This is a genomic window from Chryseobacterium salivictor, from assembly GCF_004359195.1.
Lineage (GTDB): Bacteria > Bacteroidota > Bacteroidia > Flavobacteriales > Weeksellaceae > Kaistella > Kaistella salivictor.
The window spans coordinates 258,526-278,386 of record NZ_CP037954.1; the positions used below are offsets into that span (position 1 = coordinate 258,526).

Below are 19,861 nucleotides of genomic sequence, written 5' to 3' on the forward strand. Positions count from 1 at the left end.
GGTGAACTTTGTTTTTTTTAAAGCATATTTAAAATGAATATCCAAGATTTATCGAGCATTTCCGACCGTTTTCAGGAAACCGAAAAAATGCCGGTTCTTTTTCTCGGTCACGGTTCGCCGATGAATGCGATAGAAGAAAACCAGTTTGTACAGGGGTTCCGAAAAATCTCGAAAGAAATTCCGAAACCTAATGCTATTCTCTGTATTTCTGCGCACTGGTTTACCAAGGGAACTTTTGTTACCGCCATGGAAATGCCGAAAACCATTCATGATTTTTATGGTTTTCCGAAAGAACTTTTTGAGGTTCAGTATCCGGCAAAAGGAAGTCCCGAACTGGCAAAAGAAACAGCAGCGTTACTGGCTCCTACTTTTGTAGGCGAAGACCACAACTGGGGACTGGATCACGGTGCGTGGAGTGTCATCAGACATCTTTATCCCAACGCAGACATTCCGGTCATTCAGCTGAGTATTGATTATACCAAACCACCGCAATTTCATTTTGATCTGGCAAGTCAACTTCAAAAGTTACGAAAAAAAGGAATTTTGATAATCGGCAGTGGAAATATCGTTCATAATTTGCGGCTGGTAGATTTCCGAAATATCGATACGGTAGGTTACGGCTACGACTGGGCTTTGGAAGCCCGCGAAAAAACAAACAACTGGATCCTGGACGGTAATTTTAAAAATCTTATTGATTATCAGAAACACGGAACATTTCTACAAACTGCTGTTCCCACGCCCGATCATTTTCTGCCCCTCATTTATTCTTTAGGTTTAAAGGAAAAATCGGAAGAACTCTCATTATTCAATGACGAATTAATTGGCGGAAGCCTGAGTATGACCAGCGTAAGGATTGGTTAAATTAAAAATAAAAAAAAGATTCAGAAATTTTCTGAATCTTTTTTTTATGCTGTTTATAGAATCCAGTTCCTTAAATTTTCAAACCTGAATCACTCCTAAATTAAATTTCTCCGTAATTGGTGCATGGTTAGCGGCTTCAATTCCCATAGAAATCCATTTTCTGGTATCTACAGGATTAATGATGGCATCGGTCCATAATCTAGCTGCGGCATAAGTGGGCTCCGTCTGTTTTTGGTATTTTTTGGAAATGGAATCCAGAATTTCCTGATGTTCTTTTTCTCCGATTTCTATGCCTTGCTTTTTTAAAGTTGAAGTCTGAATTTGCGCCAGAACTTTCGCAGCCTGGCTTCCGCCCATTACCGCTAGTTCCGCCCATGGCCAGGCAACAATTAATCTTGGATCATACGCTTTTCCACACATCGCGTAATTTCCGGCACCGTAGGAATTCCCTGTAATTACTGTAAATTTCGGCACTACGGAATTAGAAACAGCATTTACCATTTTTGCACCGTCTTTGATGATTCCACCTTGTTCAGATTTGGAACCTACCATAAATCCGGTCACGTCCTGTAAGAATAATAATGGGATTTTTCGCTGGTTACAATTGGCAATAAAACGCGTCGCTTTATCAGCAGAGTCCGAATAAATAACGCCGCCAAACTGCATTTCTCCTTTTCCGTTTTTTACTAATTTCCGTTGATTGGCGACAATTCCTACGCTCCAACCGTCGATTCTTGCGGTCGCACAAATAATTGATTTGCCATAGTCCGGTTTGTACTCTTCGTATTCGGAATTATCAACCAGACATTTAATAATATTAAAAGTATCGTATTGATCTGATCGTGAAACCGGCATGTGTCCGAAAATATTTTCGATATTTTCTTTTGGCGGGAAACTTTCGATTCTGTCGAAACCTGCTTTTTCGAAATCGCCGATGGACTTCATGATATTTTTAATTCTATCTAAAGCATCTTTATCGTCTTTCGCCTTATAATCGGTCACACCGGAAATTTCGCAATGGGTAGTAGCTCCTCCTAAAGTTTCATTATCAATGGTTTCACCAATCGCCGCTTTCACCAGATAACTTCCGGCTAAAAATATAGAACCCGTTTTATCTACAATCATCGCTTCATCGCTCATAATCGGAAGATAGGCGCCACCTGCCACACAGCTTCCCATTACCGCAGAAATCTGGATAATTCCCATAGAGCTCATTTTTGCATTGTTCCTGAATATTCTTCCAAAATGTTCTTTGTCGGGAAAAATCTCATCCTGCATTGGCAAGAAAACCCCTGCAGAATCTACCAGATAAATAATGGGCAATTTATTTTCCATGGAAATTTCCTGAGCGCGAAGATTTTTTTTTGCCGTTATCGGAAACCAGGCACCCGCTTTTACGGAGGCGTCATTGGCCACCACCAGGCATTGCCGGCCGGAAACATAACCCATAACTACCACTACTCCGGCACTCGGGCAACCGCCATGTTCCTCATACATTTCATAACCGGCAAAAGCACCGATTTCAATAGAATCTGCGTTTTTATCAAGAAGATAGTCGATTCGTTCGCGCGCCGTTAACTTGCCTTCATCTCTTTGTTTTTGCAACCGTTTTTCTCCACCACCTTTCTTTATTTCAGAAAGCAAAGTGGTAATAGCGCCGAGTTTTAATTTATTTTGATCTTCTCTTTTGTTAAATTCTAAATCCATACGTGAAAAAAATTTTCTTAAAGATAAGTTTTTTTAAGATAATTCCGGAAGAAACATGCATTACAACTAATGATTTGAAACACAGAAAATTATTTTGCATAATTTTGGAGGATCAAACAAAATAAAAGAACCAAAATCCCGTTACAATTGCTTGGAATTATTCCTGATTTATTTTTTTAGTAGTTTATTATTTGAAGAACCCTGAAAGTTGTGAAATTTTCAGGGTTTTTTTTCAGTAAATGAAGAGGTTATTGTTCTTATAATCTAAATTGGATTTGTAGATTTGCAAAAGTTAAAATTTAAAAATAGTGGTTAAAAATTCTGCCCTTTTTCGCCTTCACATGATTGTATTTCTTTGGGGATTTACTGCCATTTTAGGAAAACTCATTTCCGCCAATGCCCAGGTGCTTACTTTTTACCGCATGCTTTTCGCAGCGCTGTTTTTATTTATTTTCATCCGTTTTTTCAAAAAAGAAAGCATCAAAATTTCTAAAAAGCTTTTCATTCAGCTTTCGGTAATTGGAGGATTCATGGCCTTTCACTGGCTCTGTTTTTTCCACGCGATCAAGGTTTCGAATGTTTCCATTGCACTGAGCTGTTTATCGCTTTCCACCTTGTTTGCTTCTATTTTGGAACCTGTTATTTTTAAAAGGAAGATCGACATTTCAGAGGTGATCATGGGAGTGGTGATCGTGATCTGTATGGGCCTCATTTTCAAGACCGAATTTCAGTATAAAGAAGGAATTTTCTATGGAATTCTTACCGCTCTTTTCGGAACCATATTTTCTGTTTTTAATGGAAAGATCTTTGGCAAAACCAGTTCCGGTAACATTATTTTCTATGAAATATTTTCGGGATTCCTTATTCTAACCGCATTTTTTCTATTGACGGGGCAGATTTTTCACCTTAATGAAATAAGCACCCATGATTTGACGTTAGTTATCATATTAGCAAGTATTTTCACCGCTTTCCCGATGTTGGAATCTGTGAATTTAATGAAATACATTTCGCCGTTTACCTTAATTTTAACGGTAAATCTGGAGCCGGTTTACGGGATTATTCTGGCTTTTTTTATCTTTGGTGAATCTGAGGAAATGAGCCCCATATTTTACGGTGCTTCTTTAATTATGATTTTGGCAATTATTGTTAATGGAGTTTTAAAGTCAAGAAAAAATACAGCTGCAAAAAAAGCACAGAATTGATGAGAAAATTATTCTTTGCCGCTTTGGTTACTTCAGGAGTTTTTTCTGAAGCACAAATTGTGCGAAAATATTCAAACGAATTTCTCAATATCGGAGCTGGTGCGAGAGGTCTGGCAATGGGCGGTGCGGTAATTTCTAATCAAAATGATGTTTATTCGCCAATGTGGAATCCGGCAGGATTAATCGGCGTTGACCGTGATTGGCAGGGAGCAGCAATGCATGCTGAATATTTTGAATCGATCGCCAAATACGACTATATCGCTTATGCAAAACCGTTGGATAACAAAGGAGGAGTTTTTGCAATTTCCATCGTCCGACTCGGAGTTGACAACATCCTGAATACTACACAACTTATTGATCCTGAAGGAAATATCGACTACGATAAAATCACCAGTTTTTCACAGTCCGATTATGCGGCGTTACTTTCTTATGCCTTTCATCCTGGCGGAAATCAGAAAATAGATGTCGGTGTTAATGCAAAATTAGTCTACAGAAATGTCGGAAAATTTGCAAGTGGCTATGGTTTTGGTTTTGATTTGGGAGCGGTTTATCATTCCGACAACGGCTGGAATTATGGCGCTGTAATGAAAGATATTACAACTACGGTAAACTTCTGGACCATCAATCAGAAAGAACTTTCGGCCGTGGTGAACGGTGAGGAATTTAATCCCGCTCCAAAAGATAAAATGGAATTAACCATGCCTAAATTAAATGTAGGAATGAGCAGAAATTTCGAAATCAACCGGGATTTGGAACTCATGCCAGAAGCGGGAATCAATGTTGATTTCGCCAAAACGGCAGCGGTTATTTCGACCGATTTTGCAAGTATTACGCCTTATGCGGGCGCCGAACTTAAATTTCAGGATATGATTTTTGTGAGAGTTGGTTTAAACAGATTTCAAACTATAACCGATATCGAAAATCTAAAAAGAAAAGTTTCCTTTCAGCCCAGTGCTGGGATTGGAATTAAATACCACGGTTTAACTTTAGATTATGCAATTACCAATTCGGGAATCGGTGGCTCTAACTTCTATTCTAATTTCTTTTCTCTGAAATTGGATATGGGAGATTTCAGAAATTAATACTGATTTAAAAACTTCCGATTTAACGTCAAGCTTAATTTTTCGCAAATTTTCTTAAACCCCAAAAATCACATAAAGGAACGGGTTACTTTCCACAAAACAATTTCCGGAAGAAATTTTAATGAACTTAATTCCTTCACTTTTCTTAATGGTTAAAATTTTAATTTTAATTTGAGAAGTAACATTTTCAGATTGCACAGATTTCTTTCAAATAAAAAAAAACCACGAAAAACTTCGTGGTTTCGTGGCTTTTTGTGAGCGCTGTTAGAGCTCTAAGCTGTAACAGCGCTTAAGCTTTATGCTCCATAAGGAATCCAGATATTTTTAATTTCTGTCGCGTGTCTTAAAAACTCCTGACCTTCACCATGTTTTGGATTCAGCCAGTTTCTGTGTTTTCCAAAATTCACCCACGAACGTTTCATGGAATCGGTGGAAAGTAATTCGACATTTTTGCTTCCTTCCTGAGTTCCGAAATACCAAATTCCTTCCACATTATAATGTTTCGCGAGTTCATTGGCTAATTCCTCTTTTGGACCGGTTACAATATTCACCGTTCCGGCAGGAACATCAGAGGTTTCTAAAATCTGATAAAAATCGGTGGCTGAAAATGGCTGCTTTTCAGATGGAATGACCACTACCCTGTTTCCCATCGCAATTGCCGGAATTACCGTTGAAATAAATCCTAACAACGGATTTTCTTCCGGACAAACAATTGCCATTACACCGATTGCTTCGGGCATTGCTAAAGTAACCATTCTTTGAACGGTAGAATGCGCTGCGCCATCATATTTATCGGAATAAGCGGCGTAAGTATAAATTCTTTCAATTGATTTTTCCACCTCATCCTGAGCAGATTCTAAAGATTGATTCGTCATCTCCACAATTCTTTCTGCAAATTCTTCTGAACGAATTGCTAAATTTTCGGCGATATAATAAAGAACCTGCGCTCTGGCATGACCGGTCATTCCACCCCAAGATTTTTCGGCGTGCGCTGCTTCAACGGCATTTCTGATATCTTTTCTGTTCCCTTCAGAAACTTCTCCGATATATTCACCGAAAGCATTTTTGATTTCTGTGCTGTAACCACCATCTGGGCGGGCTTGTTTTCCCCCGATATACATTTTCGTCGTACGGTTGATTTCTGCCAAAGTATTTTTTGCTTTTTTACCCTCTTTCGGTTTTTCAGTTTTGGGCAAAATTGGTTTTGCGGTAAATTCGGCTTCAACTCTTGGTTTCATATATTCATACAAACCTTCTTTTCCGCCTTCTCTACCGAAACCGGATTCTCGGTACCCACCAAATCCAGCAGCGGCATCAAACTGATTGGTACAGTTGATCCAAACGCTTCCTGCTTTTATTTTCGGTGCAATATCTAAAGCCAAATTAATATTTTCTGTCCAAACACTTGATGCCAAACCATATCTCGTATTATTTGCCAAAGCCACTGCTTCTGAATGTGAACGGAAAGTCATCGCGACCAAAACCGGTCCGAAGATTTCTTCCTGAGCAATCACAGCGCTTGTTGGAACATCGGTAAATAAAGTCGGCGGATAAAACCAGCCGTTTTCTGGAATTCCATTTTTTGGCTGATAAATCGTACAGCCTTCATCGATGCCGATTTGAACCATGTCTTTAATGGTTTTCAGCTGAATTGGATCTACGATAGAACCCATATCAACCGCTTTGTCCATTGGATCGCCGATACGCAACGTTTCCATTCTTGCACGAAGTTTTTTGTAGAAAACCTCAGAAACTGATTCCTGAATTAACAGTCTGGAACCGGCACAACAAACCTGTCCCTGATTGAACCAGATCGCATCTACAATTCCTTCCACCGCAGAATCCAAATCTGCATCTTCAAAAACGATGAATGGTGATTTCCCACCCAACTCAAGAGATATTTTCTTACCTGTTCCGGCGATATTTGTTCTTAATATTTTACCTACTTTGGTTGAACCTGTGAAAGCCACTTTCTGAATGTCTTTATGATTGACCAAAGCATTTCCGGCAACAGTTCCTTTTCCCGTGACTATATTTACAACCCCTTTTGGAAGTCCAACTTTCTCACAGATTTCCGCAAAAAGCAAAGCGGTTAAAGAGGTATATTCTGCAGGTTTCAAAACGATGGTATTTCCCATGGCCAAAGCCGGGGCTACTTTCCAGGAAAGCATCATTAAAGGGAAATTCCAGGGAATAATCTGTCCCACCACGCCTATTTCCTGATAATCCCGGAATTCGGTATCCATCAATTTTGCCCAGCCTGCGTGATGGTAAAAATGTCTGGCTACAATTGGAATATCGATATCACGGGTTTCACGAATTGGTTTTCCGTTGTCTAATGTTTCAAGAACCGCAAACAATCTTGAGTGCTTCTGGATTTGTCTTGCGATGGCATACAGATATTTTGCACGTTCGAATCCACCGATTGCTACCCAGTCTGCAAGTGCACTGTTGGCTGCCATCACGGCTTTGTCGACATCGGTTTCGTCAGCTTCAGCAATCTTGGCTAAAAATTCTTTATTGGAAGGATTGTTGGAATCCATGTGTTTTTTGGAATGCGGTTTTACCCATTCTCCGCCAATAAATAAGTCGAAATTTCTGTTATGATTTTCTAAAAATTCCACAGCAGAAGCTGCGCTTTCTGGAGCTGGACCGTAAACCATGGTGTCGTATATTTCTTTGATTTCCATTATGTTGATTTGATAATGTGTTGATTTAGTGATGTGACGGTGCAGTAATTTCAACTACAAAGACACAATCGTTCAGTTTCTTTCGGTAGATTAAAAGAGCAATGTTGGATTTCTACTCTGTTGAAAGTCTAAGTATTTTGTTTTTATAATCGTTCTTTATATCAGGTTCCCACTTGCGCCCCGACCTGAGTGGAGCTCTTTTTGTGCAACGAAGTGGAGCAAGAAAGCGGGAACGGAGGGCGGAAAAAGGCGCCCTACTTGGACTTCGCTCTGTAACCATTTTGACTTCGCTCAGTATGACAATTACGCCATCGGGTGCCGGAAACCGGCACTGTAACTTCCCGTTACGTAATGTTCCAACTGCCGCTCGATGTCGCCCAAAAGGGAACTTGCGCCGAATCTGAACAAATGGGGCGTTAACCAGTCGTTGCCCAATTCTTCTTTGATCAAAATTAAATAATCGAGTGCCTGTTTTGCTTTTTGAATTCCGCCAGCAGGTTTGTAACCGACTTTCACGCCGGTTAATTCGTAATAATCGCGGATACATCGGATCATGACCAGACTCACGGCTAAAGTTGCGTTTACGGATTCTTTTCCGGTGGAGGTTTTGATAAAATCTGATCCTGCCATCATGGCGACCCAAGATGCTTTTGCGACTTTGGTGTAGGTAGGAATTTCGCCGGTTGCCAAAATGGTTTTCATGTGTGCGTCGCCACAAGCTTGTCGGCAAAGTTTGATTTCGTCGTAAAGTTCTTTCCACTTTGATTCCAGAACCAAATCTCTGGAAATAACGATATCGATTTCTGTTGCTCCGGCGGCGACCGATTTTTTGATTTCTGTAATTTTATCTTCAAGGGAAATTTTACCTGCAGGAAATCCGGTAGAAACGGCTGCGATTGGAATCGAAGTTCCTTTCAACGCTTCTTTTGCGTAAGGAATTAAGTTGTGATACACACAAACTGCTCCTGTCGTCAGGTTTGCATCCTGCATTCCTAATTTCACCAGCAAATCTTCGCGAACGGGATTTTTGGCTTTTTCGCAGAGCCGCATTACGTTTCCGCGGGTATCGTCTCCGGCAAGCGTAGTTAAATCAATCATGGAGATTGCCTTTAAAAGCCAGGCTGCCTGAAATTCTTTTTTCACACTTCTTCTTCCGCCCAGAGTTGCAACGCGTCTTTCGATGGCGCTCCTGTTAATATTGATGGTATCGAAATATTTGGTGTTGAAAGATAAGCCTTCATTTCGCACTTCACTGCTATTTTGCATAGAAACGGTCTGTTTTTTTTCTAATGTCTTTTGCATAAATGATGATGTTATATTAGAAAATAAAATTGCATTAATTATAGATTGTAAAATTAGCCAATTATCTGCAAATGGGTGTTATGGTTTTTGAAAAAAGAGCCAACAAAAAAGCACACTTCCTATGAAGTGTACTTTTTATAAATGACCTGTTATCAACAACTGTTTACTATACCTTAAGCTGTCTGCCAATACTTTGCTCTAAAGAGATAAAAGTTTCTGTTCTGGTAACCCCTTTTAATTTTTGAATTTTATTAAGAATTTCCATCAAGTGATCATTGTCTCTGCATAAAACTTTAAGAAATATCGTGTAATTCCCTGTGGTATAATGCGCTTCTACGACTTCATTAATTTCATTGAGTGCTTTGATTGCGTCATGATAATGGCTGGGTTGCTCTAAAAAGACTCCAATAAAAGACACCACCTTGAATCCAATTTTTCGGGGATTAAGAAAAGAGATAGAATTCTCTATCACTCCCGCCTGTTCTAGTTTTTTTATCCGTTGGTGGACTGCTGTAGTAGAGATCCCCACGTTTTTTGAAATATGAGCAAGAGATGTTTTCGCATTATCCATCAACATATAGATAATATCTTTATCGATCTTATCTAAATGATATTCGGCATTAATTGCATTTTTCATTTTAAAGAATTTTTCGGTTTAAATTTTATTCAATAGACTTTTACTGGTTTTTCACTAATACGGTCAAGACAGGAAAATGATCGCTATATCCTCCTAAGTATCTTGAACCAGCGAATGTTCTAAAAGGCCGGCCTGCTAATTTTTTATCCCAATTGCTTAATTTGTCATGATTGAAAACTTTTGCATCTTTAAACAGAAGCGGATAATTGGAATTAAAAAAATCAGCGGACAAAATCATTTGGTCAAAAAGTAAGCCATTTTTGTAATGAAATGTAGAAAATTTTTCATTTTTGAACAGTTCGGCTGACGGATTCACTAAAATTTTATTGAAGTCTTTGTCATAAATAAAATTATTTATCATTTCCTCATCGGGATTTTCGTTGAAATCACCGCAGATGATTACCGCTTCCTCAGTGCCTGAAATTAATTTTGAAATCTTTTCGTTCAGATCTTTAAGGATATATTCCCGCTTGGGTTTATTGATATCTTTTTCTCTTTTCGACGGGAGGTGAAGGACAAAGACATTCATCAGAACATTCAAATATTTCACTTTACAAAACAGAACATCTCTGGTCGTATCATAATATTCTGATTCTTTATTTTCGACTGCAAAGAGATAGGAAATAGGTTCGGAATAAATAATTTCGATTTTACTTTTGTCATATAAAAGCGCCACATCTACTCCTCTTTCATCCATTGATTCGTAATGCACGATTCCGTAACTGGAATTAAACGGGTCTAATTTCACCAATTCTTCTAACGGCTTTTTCCCCTGAACTTCGGATATGCCAATCAACATGGGCAAAGAATGTTCACTTTCCGATATTAACTGAAAAACCTGTGCAATTTTAGAAAGTTTGTTCCGGTATTTTCTTTCGTCCCAGTTCTGCAGTCCCGACGCTGTAGGGTCTAACTTATGAATGCGCGGAAGATCCGGACGAAACAAATTTTCGACATTGTAGAAAGCAATAAGTTCCTTTTCATCTTTACTGTCCATCCTAAAAATCAACTGCTTTTTTTATCATTATAAATAGCACAGAATATTGATTGTGTTTAATTTAATCTAAAATATCCGGTCTCCTTTCAATCGTTATTCTCAATGCTTCTTCATGCTGCCAGTCTTCGATTTTTTTTGAGTTTCCGCTCAGTAAAATATCGGGAACCTTCAATCCTTTGTATTCCGAAGGTCTTGTGTAGATCGGCGGGGAGAGTAAGTTGTCCTGAAAACTGTCGGTTAATGCAGACTGTTCATCATTTAAAACGCCGGGTAATAACCGAATAACCGCATCTGCTAAAACGCATGCTGCCAACTCGCCGCCGGTAAGAACATAGTCACCGATAGAAATCTCTTTTGTAATATGCAGATCGCGGACCCGCTGATCAATCCCTTTATAATGACCACACAGAAAAATGAGATTATTTTTGATGGAAAGCATATTGGCAATTTTTTGAGTTAAAGTCTCACCATCAGGGGTAAGATAGATAATTTCATCGTAATTTCTCTGGGTTTTTAATTCCGAAATACATTTATCGATAGGCTCAATCATCATCACCATTCCGGCCCCCCCGCCATAAGGTTCGTCATCGATCTGTCTGTGTTTTCCGGTGCTCCAGTCTCTTAACTGATGAAAATGCACTTCTGCCAAACCTTTCTGCATTGCTCTTTTCAGAATTGAAGCCTGAAAAGGACTTTCCATTAATTCCGGTAAAACACTTATAATATCTATTCTCATTGTTCCGTATTGTTCTTTTTATTAGGAATAATTATCAACCTTAATGATGAATCTCTGTTAATATAACTCCACATCCAGTTGAAGAAAACCGCCAGTTTATTCCGGACACTTAAAATAAGCATCAAGTGTAAAAACATCCAAAAATACCAGGCAAAAAAACCTTGGAATTTGAAATGTGGTAAGTCGACCACAGCCCGGTGTTTCCCTATCGTTGCTAAACTTCCCTGATCTTTATACTCATATTGTTGCCAATCTTTTTCAGAAGTTTTAAGGAAGTTTTTAGCCAAGTTCTTCCCCTGATTAATCGCAACATTGGCTACCTGCGGGTGACCTGCCGGATACAGCGGTGTTTCCATGTAAGCGATATCTCCAATAGCGAAGATATTGCCGTACCCTACAATTCTGTTGTAGCGGTCTGTTTTGAATCTGTTTCTGACTATAATTCCGGGATTCAAACCATCGATAATATTTCCGGTAACTCCGGCGGCCCAAATTACATTATTTGATGGAATTGTTTTTCCACTTTTCATGAAAACTTTGTCACCGTCATAATCTGTGACCATTTCCCCTTTCAGGAAAACGACTCCGAGCTCTTTCAGATATTGGGCAGATTTTTCCTGGGCTTCTTCACTCATCACCCCCAGTGGCATTTCTGTAGAACTTATTAAAATGATTTTCAGATCATCAAAATTCATGTGAGGATAATCGCGGGGAAGAATATCTTTCTTCATTTCTGCAAAAGCACCTGCCAACTCTACTCCTGTGGGCCCGCTTCCTACGATAACGATATTCCAGTTTCCGTCATCGCTGCGTTTTCTTTCGATAATTAATTTCTCAAACGTCAATAAAACGTGATTTCTAATCGCAATTGCTTCCTGGGTGTTTTTCATTCCGAAAGTCAAATGCTCCATTTTATCATTGCCAAAGAAATTGGTTTTGCAACCTGAAGCAATCACCAGTTTATCATAGGTGAATTCTCCCTCCTGGGTCACAATTTTATTTTGTTCAGGAATAATCCGCTGAACTTCGGTGAGCCGGAACTGAATATTGCGGGAGCGTTGAAAAATCTTCCTGAAAGGAAAAGAAATATTACTGGGTTCAATCCGCCCGCAAGCTACCTGGTAGAAAAGCGGCTGAAACATGTGATGATTCACCTTGTCGATGACCATCACTTTTTTTCTTTTATTATTAAGGGATTTCGCCAATTGAAGTCCGGCAAAACCACCACCAATAATTACTATTTTTTCGCGTGCTTCCATTGGTACAAAATTAAGTAATTTTTTATCAAAGCCTATAGATTGGCTTCATATATAAGATCTGCGAAAAAAAAAAATCCTTGAAGAAATTCCAAGGATGATATTTTATTGTTTTACGATTTGCGTGACTTGCTGAGTATTGTCACTTAAGACATATCTCATCAGGTATTTACCCGGTCTGAGCTTATCTAAACGAATCTCTTCAGAATTTTTATTAATCTGATATTCTGCCACCTGCATTCCTAATATAGAATAAAAAGTAACAGATTTTATTTTCAAAAAGGCATCTTTTGATTTTACGAAAATAAAATCCCGGGCAGGATTAGGGTACGCGACAATAACACCATCATCTGATTTCTGACTGGTTACCATCGAAACCCGATCAACAGACTGAGCGGAAATTTTTCCCGAAAAAACTGTTAAACTGCCGACCAATATTACTAAAAACAATAAATTTTTCACCTATAATAATTTTATTTTAACGATATCCTTACAAAACTAAGGAATTCTATTTGAAATACAATAGCTTTTATGCAAAACTATATTTAAATTTGCAGTCTATAAATCAAATACTATTCCAAAATATGATCATCTATTCCAGAAACCGAAGATTAAGAACAAACGCCGCTATCAGAGCGTTAGTTCAGGAAACTACCCTTACGACCAGTGATTTTGTAATGCCGATTTTTGTGATGGAAGGCATCAACAGACAAGAACCGATATCCTCCATGCCAGGAATTTTCAGGCGGACTTTAGATCTTACCGTGAAGGAATGTCAGGAACTATTTTCCCTCGGTGTTAAAGCGGTGAATCTGTACATGAAAGTTTCTGAAGATTTGAAAGACAACACCGGAAAAGAGTCATGGAATCCAAACGGTTTAATGCAAAATACCATTAAAGCAATTAAAGATGCCGTTCCCGGAATGGTCATCATGCCTGATGTTGCTTTGGATCCCTATTCAATGTACGGTCACGACGGAATTGTCACCAACGGTAAAATCGATAACGATGCCACCAACGAATCTCTGGTGAAAATGTCGGTTTCCTGTGCGGAAGCGGGAGCAGATATTATTGCACCGAGCGACATGATGGACGGCAGAGTTGCAGCAATCAGAACAGGTCTCGAAGAAAACGGTTTTACCGATGTGGGAATTTTAAGCTACGCTGCGAAATATGCAAGTTCATTTTACGGCCCATTCAGAAGTGCTTTAGATTCAGCACCCGTAGATAATCAGGATGTTCCGAAAGATAAAAAAACGTATCAGATGGATTTTCATAATTCCAGAGAAGCCATTGATGAAGTTTTAAAAGATGTTGCGGAAGGTGCAGATATTATCATGATCAAACCGGGAATGCCCTATCTGGATATCGTTGCCAAAGTTCGCGAAGCAATCGATTTACCAATTGCAGTATACAATGTGAGCGGAGAATACGCAATGTTAAAAGCGGCCGCACAAAATGGCTGGCTGGATAATGACAAAGCCATTATCGAAAGTTTAACCTGCATCAAACGCGCCGGAGCAGACATGATATTTACGTATGCTGCAAAAGAAGCCGCGATTTTATTGAATCAGTAAAAGAATTTAAATACAAACAGAAAGAACTTCAATACCGGAAGTTCTTTCTGTTTTAAAACCAAGGCTTTTTATTTTGAACATAAGTCCGATCGAACTGTTCATCACTCATGGTAAGATAAATAATCCCTTCGATAAAAGGAATGACTGTTGCTACTCCACAAGTGCAGATATTTAAAATAACCTGAATAATTCCCTCCTTTATATATCCCAGGTAAAATTTATTCGCTGCAAATGGACTAAGCAATAAGCCTAAAAGTCCGGCAGCCAATTTTTTCTCTGAACGATAATTGTTCGGATTTTGCGACGATTGAGGATGATTATAACCGTAAGTTTCCATATAATTAATTTCTTAGTTTAACTATAAGTCACTCAAAAACTCCCAAAGTTACAATCGAATTATATTTTCCCCAGATAAAATAAACCGATACATTTCTGATTTTCATCTAAGCCCAGAAAACCGTTCAGATGATTAATCATTCCCGGCGTACTCCAGTAACAACCAACTTCATGAGCAGTTGCAGTAAGATACATATTCTGAACAGCCATCGCCGTTGCAGCTATTTCTTCCCATTCCGGAACTAAACCACTGAAATTAACACAAATAGTAACGATCGCAGCAGACTTTGCCACTTTGTCAGAAATATCCAGATACTTCTTTTCCAGAAAAGCTTCAGGATTAGCTGTCTGCTTGTAGATTTCTGCCAATTTTTCTCCTAACTGATTTTTTTCCTCACCACGAAAAACTTTTAACCTCCACGGTTTTGTCCGCTTGTGACTTGGCGCAAAATTCGCAGAATTCACAATTTCAGCAAGAACCTCTTCCTCAATTTCCTCTGTGGAATAGGATTTAGGGAAAATGCTTCTTCTTTTTTCTATAATGTTTTTTAATATTTCTGCGTTGTCCATTGATTTGTTAAATTAATTTTAATTAAAAATTACCAGACCTGTTCGATAACCTGGCTGATATTATTGAGCGTAAAAGAATCTCCAACCTGTTTTCCGAACATCATTTTCGCCATCGGGCTTTCTTCAGAAATCGCATAAAACCGGTCTCCTTCAAAGAAAAACTCTCCAAGGGAAACAGAAATATAAAATCGCGCTTTGTTGGTAAAAACAATAGATCCCAGCTGAATTCTCTCCGAAGGATAATCTGAAATTTTAGATAAATTCCTTTGCAAATCCTTTAATGAAGCCATTTGCTTTTGCATCTGATAAATTTCTTCCTGCATTTCTTCCCGAATAGAATCATACTTAGAAGTTTTTTTTACCTCCCGGCTTGCCTCCAGAGTGAATTCCATAAAATTCTCAAGCTTGTGAATTTTTTGCGAAATAATTTCTTTTACATAAGTGCGAACTTCACTTTTCACGATGATATTCTTCTGCATATCACTTCTATTTTTTTTAAAGGTAAAAAATATTCTCAAATAGAATCGTCAAAAATCAATTACCAACTCAAAGCAAGATTACATTTTCATTCGCTGGCGGGTCGCCTCATAAAGAATAGCCCCACAGGCTACAGAGACATTCAAAGACTGGGTTTTACCTTCCATCGGAAGTTTTATTTTTTCATCGGAATGATGCAGAACCTCTTTAGAAATTCCGGTTTCTTCATTTCCCATAACGATGGCACACGGCTGGGTAAAATCCACATCGTAGTATAATTTCTGTGCTTTTTCTGTCGCAGAAAAAACCTGAACGCCGGATTGCTGAAGGAAATCAACGGTATGACTTAAGTTTTTTTCTTTACAGATTTTAATATTATACATCGCGCCGGCAGAAGTTTTAATCGCATCTGAATTCATTGGCGCTCCTCCTTTTTCCGGAATAATCACAGCGTCAACTCCGGCGCATTCTGCGGTTCTGCAGATTGCTCCAAAATTTCTAACATCCGTTAACCGATCCAAAATTAAAAGAAACGGCGTTTTTCCGGATTCAAAAATTTCGGGCAATATATTTTCAATCGAATGAAAAGGAACATCTGAAATAAAAGCAACAACACCTTGATGATTCTTTCTGGTAAAGCGATTCAGTTTTTCGATCGGAACATAATTCGGTCTGATTTTGTGTTTCGCCAAAAGATTTTTCAGTTCATAATAAATATCTCCCTGCAAAGCATTCTGCAAAAATACTTTATCAACGGTTTTTCCGGCTTCAATTGCTTCAATTACTGGGCGTAACCCAAATATAAAATCTTCTTTCATAAGTTCTTTAAAAGTTAAAATTCAAGGTTTTCTTTGCGTTCCTTCCCTTGAAATCGGAACCGTTTTATTTTAAAACTGCTCACCCAGAATCGCTCTCTTTTGAGCCATCGCATATCCCAGATGCAAGCTTTCGTGCATATTGTTGAAAATAATAGCGTCCTGAATATTCTTTAAATCCAACCCAAAACTGGTCGTATAAGAAGTATAATCGGGAAAAAAATCATCATCATAATCTTTCATTAAAACTTTGGAAGTTTCCGTCAGCAGATAAGCCAGATCATCAATTTCTGACTGCTGCACATCCAAATTAGGAAGGGTGCCTTTTTTGTAGGTTTCTATCCAGTATTTATCGATCCGAAAAGGATTCCCGCTCAGATAATAATGCAATAATTGCTGCGTCGCCACCGTGTGTGCGATGTTCCAATAAATATTATTGTTGAAACCATCAGGAATCAGCAACAAATCTTTATTAGAGGTATTTTGCAGGATTTCTAAAAGATTTCGGCGAACTTGACGGTGTGCCTGAAAATGATAATTCATTTTGCGATTATTTTAATGGCCAAAAATAGGTTAATTAACTGAAAATGACAAGAATTTCGCCGAGTTTCATGAATAGACATTCAGGGTTCTTCCTTGGAAAACAAAGAATTAAAAATCCATTTTAAACTGTATCTGTTTGCCATTTCTTCCTTACTATAAAACAGCCTCTCTTTTGCGAGTGAAATTTCACATTCTCATGTTTAACAAACTTTAACGCACCGTTGGCATTAATTGTGTTGACTGGTCTGCGTATTTATTGGAAATTTACACTTTAAATTCTACAAACACTATGTCAGAACTCAACCAAGCTGAAGATATCAGACAGCTAACCGAAAAAGTAAGAGAACAGAATTACTTTTTCACTCTTTTAAAACAGGAAATCAACAAAGCAATTATCGGACAGGAATATATGGTAGACCGTTTATTAATCGGTCTTCTGGGAAATGGTCACGTTCTGTTGGAAGGTGTTCCCGGTTTGGCAAAAACTTTAGCGATAAAGACGTTGGCAGATGCCGTGCACGGCGCTTTTTCCCGCATACAGTTTACTCCTGATCTATTACCTGCAGATGTAGTGGGAACAATGATTTACAGTATTAAAGACAATGATTTTTCTATAAAAAAAGGACCAATTTTCGCCAACTTTGTTTTGGCAGATGAGATCAACCGTGCTCCTTCAAAAGTTCAGTCGGCGCTCTTGGAAGCGATGCAGGAAAAGCAGGTAACCATCGGCGATGAAACAATGCCACTCCCAAAACCCTTTCTCGTTTTGGCCACCCAAAACCCGATTGATCAGGAAGGAACTTATCTTTTGCCGGAGGCGCAAAGCGACCGTTTTATGCTGAAATGCACCATTACTTATCCGAATTTTGAAGACGAGAGAACAATCATGAAAATGATTGCCAGTGGACATTCCCCGGAAATCCGCCCGGTCATTACCTTAGAAAATGTAACCGAAGCCAAGAAATTAATCAATCAGATTTATCTGGATGAGAAAATTGAAAAATATATTCTGGATATGGTTTTTGCGACCCGTTTCCCAGATCAATACGGACTTTCTGACTTAAAAAGCTATATCAGTTTCGGTGCCTCGCCGAGAGCTTCCATCAATTTGTCAATTGCAGCACGAGCGATGGCTTTCTTGAAAAACCGCGCTTTCGTAATTCCGGAAGATGTGAAAGAAATAGCAAAAGACGTTCTTCGTCACCGTATCGGATTGAGTTTTGAAGCCGAAGCCGAAGAAATTACCGCTGATGAAATTATAGAAAAAATCCTGGGTAAAATTCAAGCGCCTTAACTAGGGCAACAACAAATCAGTGTAACTGTTTACTTAATAATTTAGGGTAAGTGTTACATTGATCAATTATTATATTGATTCATTTTTATGGAAATCAAAGACATCATAAAAAAAGTAAAACAAATTGAAATCCGGACCAAAAAAAAGTCCGAAGCAACTTTGATGGGTCAATACCACAGTGCTTTCAAAGGTCAGGGAATGACTTTTTCAGAAGTCCGTCCTTACCAGTTTGGTGATGAAATCCGAAGAATCGACTGGAATAAAACCGCCCGTTTCCGCGAACCGTTTGTAAAAGTGATGGAAGAAGAGCGGGAATTAACCTTAATGCTTTTAGTCGATATTTCTGCCTCCATGAATTACGGCACACAAACTCAGTTGAAACGGGAATTCGTCGCTGAAATCGCCGCAAGTTTAGGATTTTCTGCCGCCGGAAATAATGACAAAGTGGGTTTGATTTTATTTGCCGATAAAGTGTACAAAGTAATTCCGCCGCAAAAAGGACGTAAACATATTTTGGCTATTATAAGCAATATCTTATCCGCAGAATATATTCCGGCAGAAGCCAAAATTGACAAAGCTCTTGAATATATGATGAGTGTTTTCAAAAAAAAATCGCTGATTTTCATGTTCTCTGATTTTGAAGATTCTTATGATTTGAAAATGCTGAGAGTTGCCTCGCGAAAACATCAATTATTAGGCTTAAGAGTTTATGATGAAAAAGACAACGAAATCCCCGATGTCGGATATGCCCTTTTTAAAGATGCAGAAACCGGAAAACAAATTTGGGCAAATACCTCTAATGCCAGATGGCGCTACGATTTTGCAGAACACCAAAAACAAAAAGTAAGAAACGTAACCGAAGATTTTGAAAGTTCTTCCGCAGGATTTATCAATATGAATACCGGCGAAGATTATTCTAAATTTCTGTATCAGTATTTCAGGAAAAAATAGAATGCATAAGGGCGAAATAATAATTTACAAAAGCCAAAACGGCGAAACTGCCATCGATGTGAAACTGGAAGACGAAACGGTGTGGCTAAATCGCAAGCAAATGTCTCTGCTGTTTGACAGAGATGTGAAAACAATTGGAAAACATATTAATAATGCTATTAAAGAGGAACTAAATGAATATTCAGTTGTCGCAAAATTTGCGACAACTGCTTCCGACGGAAAAATTTATCAGACAGAATTTTATAATCTCGATGTCATTATTTCCGTTGGTTATCGCGTGAAATCCCGAAGTGGAATACAATTCAGAATTTGGGCTAATTCTGTTCTTAAAAATTATTTAATTAAAGGCTATTCAATTAACGAAAAAGCAACGAAACAGCAATTGGATAATCTAAGTTCGATGGTGAAAATATTATCTGATTCACTGGAAAACAAAGTAATTTCTAATGATGAAGCCAAAGGTGTTTTAAGGATTATTAAAGATTATACTTATGGCCTGGACACACTGGATAAGTATGACAACCAAATTTTAGAAATTGAAAATATTTCACAGAAAAAAGAATTTAAAGCAAATTAAGAAAAAGCAGCGATGTTTTTATATTTGGTAACAAAAAATCATTCGTTCAGTGACGGAAACAAAAGAATTGCCGCTTTCTTATTTTTATGGTTTCTTTCAAACAACGAACTACTGTACAGAAAAAGCGGAGACAAATTACTGGAAAACAATACTTTAGTCGCATTAACTTTAATGATTGCGCAAAGCAAATCAGAAGAAAAAGACACCATGGTGAAAGTAGTGGTAAATCTCATTAATAAAAACAATTAAGA

The 19,861-nt window shown here is 38.3% G+C and carries 21 protein-coding genes; 8 read left to right on the forward strand and 13 right to left on the reverse strand.

What is annotated here, in order from left to right:
- Positions 1-33: 33 nt before the first annotated feature.
- A complete protein-coding gene (ygiD, locus tag NBC122_RS01310; RefSeq protein WP_133438649.1) occupies positions 34-861 on the forward strand; it encodes a 4,5-DOPA-extradiol-dioxygenase in 828 nt (275 codons plus the stop codon).
- A gap of 78 nt (positions 862-939) precedes the next feature.
- Here the strand turns inward: ygiD and NBC122_RS01315 are convergent, their stop codons facing one another.
- Positions 940-2,568 carry an acyl-CoA carboxylase subunit beta gene (locus NBC122_RS01315; RefSeq protein ID WP_133438650.1) on the reverse strand — a complete coding sequence of 543 codons (1,629 nt, stop codon included), beginning with the start codon at positions 2,566-2,568 and terminating at the stop codon, positions 940-942.
- A gap of 341 nt (positions 2,569-2,909) precedes the next feature.
- Between NBC122_RS01315 and NBC122_RS01320 the strand changes: the two genes are divergently transcribed.
- Both NBC122_RS01320 and NBC122_RS01325 read left to right on the forward strand, forming a co-directional pair.
- Positions 2,910-3,770, forward strand: coding sequence for a DMT family transporter (locus NBC122_RS01320; protein ID WP_133441025.1), 861 nt, complete (start codon positions 2,910-2,912; stop codon positions 3,768-3,770).
- Entirely contained in the window at positions 3,770-4,852 is a 1,083-nt protein-coding gene (locus tag NBC122_RS01325; protein ID WP_185145772.1) for a putative type IX sorting system protein PorV2, read from the forward strand. The genes NBC122_RS01320 and NBC122_RS01325 overlap by 1 nt, the downstream gene beginning before the upstream one ends.
- A 296-nt stretch (positions 4,853-5,148) precedes the next feature.
- Here the strand turns inward: NBC122_RS01325 and NBC122_RS01330 are convergent, their stop codons facing one another.
- From NBC122_RS01330 to NBC122_RS01360, 7 genes are all read right to left on the reverse strand, one after another.
- Positions 5,149-7,542 carry an aldehyde dehydrogenase family protein gene (locus NBC122_RS01330; protein ID WP_133438652.1) on the reverse strand — a complete coding sequence of 798 codons (2,394 nt, stop codon included), beginning with the start codon at positions 7,540-7,542 and terminating at the stop codon, positions 5,149-5,151.
- 303 nt (positions 7,543-7,845) lie between these two features.
- Entirely contained in the window at positions 7,846-8,844 is a 999-nt protein-coding gene (gene deoC, locus NBC122_RS01335; protein WP_133438653.1) for a deoxyribose-phosphate aldolase, read from the reverse strand.
- Between the two features lie 166 nt (positions 8,845-9,010).
- A complete protein-coding gene (locus NBC122_RS01340) occupies positions 9,011-9,481 on the reverse strand; it encodes an Lrp/AsnC ligand binding domain-containing protein (protein ID WP_133438654.1) in 471 nt (156 codons plus the stop codon).
- 40 nt (positions 9,482-9,521) lie between these two features.
- The gene (locus tag NBC122_RS01345; protein WP_133438655.1) at positions 9,522-10,478 is read right to left on the reverse strand and encodes an endonuclease/exonuclease/phosphatase family protein; all 957 of its coding nucleotides are present in this window, start codon (positions 10,476-10,478) and stop codon (positions 9,522-9,524) included.
- Positions 10,479-10,539: 61 nt separating this feature from the next.
- Entirely contained in the window at positions 10,540-11,214 is a 675-nt protein-coding gene (gene trmD, locus NBC122_RS01350; protein ID WP_133438656.1) for a tRNA (guanosine(37)-N1)-methyltransferase TrmD, read from the reverse strand.
- Positions 11,211-12,473, reverse strand: a complete 1,263-nt coding sequence (locus NBC122_RS01355) for an NAD(P)/FAD-dependent oxidoreductase (protein ID WP_133438657.1) — start codon at positions 12,471-12,473, stop codon at positions 11,211-11,213. The genes trmD and NBC122_RS01355 overlap by 4 nt, the downstream gene beginning before the upstream one ends.
- A gap of 102 nt (positions 12,474-12,575) precedes the next feature.
- Positions 12,576-12,932 carry a T9SS type A sorting domain-containing protein gene (locus NBC122_RS01360; RefSeq protein WP_246012413.1) on the reverse strand — a complete coding sequence of 119 codons (357 nt, stop codon included), beginning with the start codon at positions 12,930-12,932 and terminating at the stop codon, positions 12,576-12,578.
- Positions 12,933-13,054: 122 nt separating this feature from the next.
- On the opposite strand from NBC122_RS01360, the gene hemB reads away from it, so the two are divergent.
- Complete coding sequence (hemB, locus tag NBC122_RS01365) at positions 13,055-14,047, forward strand: porphobilinogen synthase (RefSeq protein ID WP_133438658.1); 993 nt, start codon at positions 13,055-13,057, stop codon at positions 14,045-14,047.
- Positions 14,048-14,099: 52 nt separating this feature from the next.
- Here hemB and NBC122_RS01370 read toward each other — a convergent pair whose 3' ends face one another.
- The 5 genes from NBC122_RS01370 to NBC122_RS01390 all read right to left on the reverse strand — a co-directional run bounded on the left by NBC122_RS01370 (position 14,100) and on the right by NBC122_RS01390 (position 16,788).
- Entirely contained in the window at positions 14,100-14,384 is a 285-nt protein-coding gene (locus tag NBC122_RS01370; protein WP_133438659.1) for a TM2 domain-containing protein, read from the reverse strand.
- A gap of 59 nt (positions 14,385-14,443) precedes the next feature.
- Complete coding sequence (locus tag NBC122_RS01375; RefSeq protein ID WP_133438660.1) at positions 14,444-14,953, reverse strand: nitroreductase family protein; 510 nt, start codon at positions 14,951-14,953, stop codon at positions 14,444-14,446.
- A gap of 29 nt (positions 14,954-14,982) precedes the next feature.
- Positions 14,983-15,432, reverse strand: a complete 450-nt coding sequence (locus NBC122_RS01380; RefSeq protein WP_133438661.1) for a hypothetical protein — start codon at positions 15,430-15,432, stop codon at positions 14,983-14,985.
- A gap of 78 nt (positions 15,433-15,510) precedes the next feature.
- Entirely contained in the window at positions 15,511-16,248 is a 738-nt protein-coding gene (gene rlmB / locus NBC122_RS01385) for a 23S rRNA (guanosine(2251)-2'-O)-methyltransferase RlmB (RefSeq protein ID WP_133438662.1), read from the reverse strand.
- Positions 16,249-16,317: 69 nt separating this feature from the next.
- Positions 16,318-16,788: a DinB family protein gene (locus tag NBC122_RS01390; protein ID WP_133438663.1), complete on the reverse strand. Its 471-nt coding sequence runs from the start codon at positions 16,786-16,788 to the stop codon at positions 16,318-16,320.
- 289 nt (positions 16,789-17,077) lie between these two features.
- Here NBC122_RS01390 and NBC122_RS01395 point away from each other — a divergent pair, with 289 nt between their 5' ends.
- The 4 genes from NBC122_RS01395 to NBC122_RS14475 all read left to right on the forward strand — a co-directional run bounded on the left by NBC122_RS01395 (position 17,078) and on the right by NBC122_RS14475 (position 19,859).
- Positions 17,078-18,082, forward strand: a complete 1,005-nt coding sequence (locus NBC122_RS01395) for an AAA family ATPase (protein WP_133438664.1) — start codon at positions 17,078-17,080, stop codon at positions 18,080-18,082.
- Between the two features lie 87 nt (positions 18,083-18,169).
- Positions 18,170-19,033, forward strand: coding sequence for a DUF58 domain-containing protein (locus tag NBC122_RS01400; RefSeq protein WP_133438665.1), 864 nt, complete (start codon positions 18,170-18,172; stop codon positions 19,031-19,033).
- Between the two features lies 1 nt (position 19,034).
- Positions 19,035-19,610: a virulence RhuM family protein gene (locus NBC122_RS01405; protein WP_221343584.1), complete on the forward strand. Its 576-nt coding sequence runs from the start codon at positions 19,035-19,037 to the stop codon at positions 19,608-19,610.
- A 12-nt stretch (positions 19,611-19,622) separates the two neighbouring features.
- On the forward strand, positions 19,623-19,859 hold the full coding sequence (locus NBC122_RS14475; protein ID WP_221343585.1) for a Fic family protein: 237 nt from the start codon (positions 19,623-19,625) through the stop codon (positions 19,857-19,859).
- Positions 19,860-19,861 lie beyond the last annotated feature (2 nt).